The sequence below is a fragment of the Micromonospora acroterricola genome (assembly GCF_003172955.1).
In the GTDB taxonomy this organism is placed as follows: Bacteria; Actinomycetota; Actinomycetes; order Mycobacteriales; family Micromonosporaceae; genus Micromonospora; species Micromonospora acroterricola.
The window spans coordinates 1-1,700 of sequence record NZ_QGKR01000362.1 but is presented as its reverse complement, the minus strand read 5'-3'; the positions used below and the strand labels follow the sequence as shown (position 1 = coordinate 1,700).

Sequence of the window (1,700 nt, the reverse complement as noted above, 5' to 3'; positions counted from 1 at the left end):
GGCGATGGCCACCCGCTGCTGCTGGCCGCCGGAGAGCTGGTCGGGGAAGCGGTCGCCCAGCGCCGGCAGGCCCACCTCGGCCAGCGCGGCCAGGGCCGCGGCGCGGGCCCGGCGCCCGCCGGCGCCGTCGAGCTCCAGCGGGAGCGCCACGTTCTCCAACGCGCTGAGGCTGCCCAGCAGGTTGAGCTGCTGGAAGATGTAGCCGATCCGGCGGCGGCGCAGCTGGGCGAGCCCTCTGCGGTCCAACGCCCCCAACGGCTGCCCCTCGACCCGTACCTCGCCGCGGGTCGGGCGGTCCAGGCCGCCGGCGAGGGCCAGCAGCGTCGACTTGCCGGAGCCGGACGGACCCATCACGGCGACCAGCTCACCCGGCCGGACGACCAGGCTCACGCCGCGCAGGGCGTGCACCGCCGCGGGGCCGGTCCCGTGGGTGCGGTGGACGGCGCGTAGCTCCAGCACCGCGTCGTCCGCTCCGCTCACCGTCGCGCCTCCTCGTCGGTCCACCGCGCCGCGTCGGACGCGCCGGCGTCGCCCGGCCTGGGCACCGGGGGCCCCGGGGCGCCGGGCTGGTGCCGGACGAGACTGGTCTCGCAGTGGTCCAGCCAGCGCACCTCCGCCTCGGCCTGGAACACCATCGAGTCGAGCACCAGCCGCCAGGGCAGGTCCTCCGGCCGGTCGCTGCCGTACTTCAACCGGGTCAACTCCTGCAACGCCCGCATCGTCGCGCTGCGCTGGGCCTGCACCACCGAGCGGACGTCCACGCCGGGGGTGGTGAGCGCCAGCGCCAGTTTGATCGCCAGCTCGTCGCGGGGCCGGTCGGTACGACTGATCGGGGTGGCGAACCACAGCGCCAGGTCCGCCCGGCCGGCGTCGGTGATCTCGTACGGGCGTTGCCCGGCCTCGCTCTCCGGCAGCGGGCGTACCAGACCGTCCCGTTCGAGTCGCGACAGCGTGGTGTAGACCTGCCCGATGTTCAGCGGCCAGGTCGAGCCGGTCGACTCCTCGAACGCGGCGCGCAGCTGGTACCCGTACATCTGGCCGCGTTCGAGCAGGGCGAGCAACCCGTGACGGATGGACATGGCAACGGAGTATGCATACCTGGTATGCGCTCCGCAACCGGAGCGGGCCCGTTCAGGTCGGGCGGCCGGGAAACGCGACGGTCGACGGGGTGAGCCCGGCGGTCTTTCGCCACCGGGTGGCGCGTACGGCGTACTCGACCAGGGCGGCCAGCGCCTGGTCCCGTTCCGCGCCGGTGGTGGACGCCAACGCGGCCCGCCAGTGCGCGGCGGTGCGCTCCTCCACCTCGACGGCCAGCCGCAACGCGCTCGCCCGGTCGGTGACCGGGAACGGCAGCGCGTACCCGGCCCGGTCCGGCGGCACGGCGCCGCCGGCGGTGCTGAGCTGCACCACCAGCGCGTCGCGCCGGCGTCGGTGCGCGGCCTCCGCCTGGTGTGCGGCGTCCCGGGCGGCCCCGCTGAGCCGGACGCCGATCCGCCCGTAGGCGTAGATGGCCGCGTACTCGGCGGAGAGGGCGGCGGCGAGCGCCTCCCCGGCGGACGGCTGCCTCACTTCAGTGCCTCCTGGTGGGTGGCGCGGGCGGCGGCGATCGACCCGAGCAGCGCGGCGCGTTCCGCCGGCGCCGCGGCGCAGGCGGCGGTGGCCGTGCCCTGGCCGGTCTTCTCCAGCTGTCTCTTATACCC

3 protein-coding genes are annotated in these 1,700 nt (G+C 75.7%); all 3 read right to left on the bottom strand.

Annotated features, from left to right (window positions below; translation table 11 throughout):
• The coding region (locus DKT68_RS30215) for an ABC transporter ATP-binding protein (RefSeq protein ID WP_109820779.1) at nucleotides 1-480 on the bottom strand (480 nt) is incomplete at its 3' end.
• Nucleotides 477-1,079 (bottom strand): PadR family transcriptional regulator, encoded by a 603-nt coding sequence (locus DKT68_RS30210; protein ID WP_109820778.1) that lies wholly within the window; start codon nucleotides 1,077-1,079, stop codon nucleotides 477-479. The genes DKT68_RS30215 and DKT68_RS30210, both read right to left, overlap by 4 nt.
• A gap of 52 nt (nucleotides 1,080-1,131) precedes the next feature.
• Nucleotides 1,132-1,569, bottom strand: coding sequence for a ferritin-like domain-containing protein (locus DKT68_RS30205; RefSeq protein WP_109820777.1), 438 nt, complete (start codon nucleotides 1,567-1,569; stop codon nucleotides 1,132-1,134).
• Between the last annotated feature and the right edge of the window lie 131 nt (nucleotides 1,570-1,700).

Coding starts and splice junctions, on each gene's coding strand:
- DKT68_RS30210 (WP_109820778.1), bottom strand. CDS start 1,079: ATGTCCATCCGTCACGGGTTGCTCGCCCTGCTCGAACGCGGCCAGATG.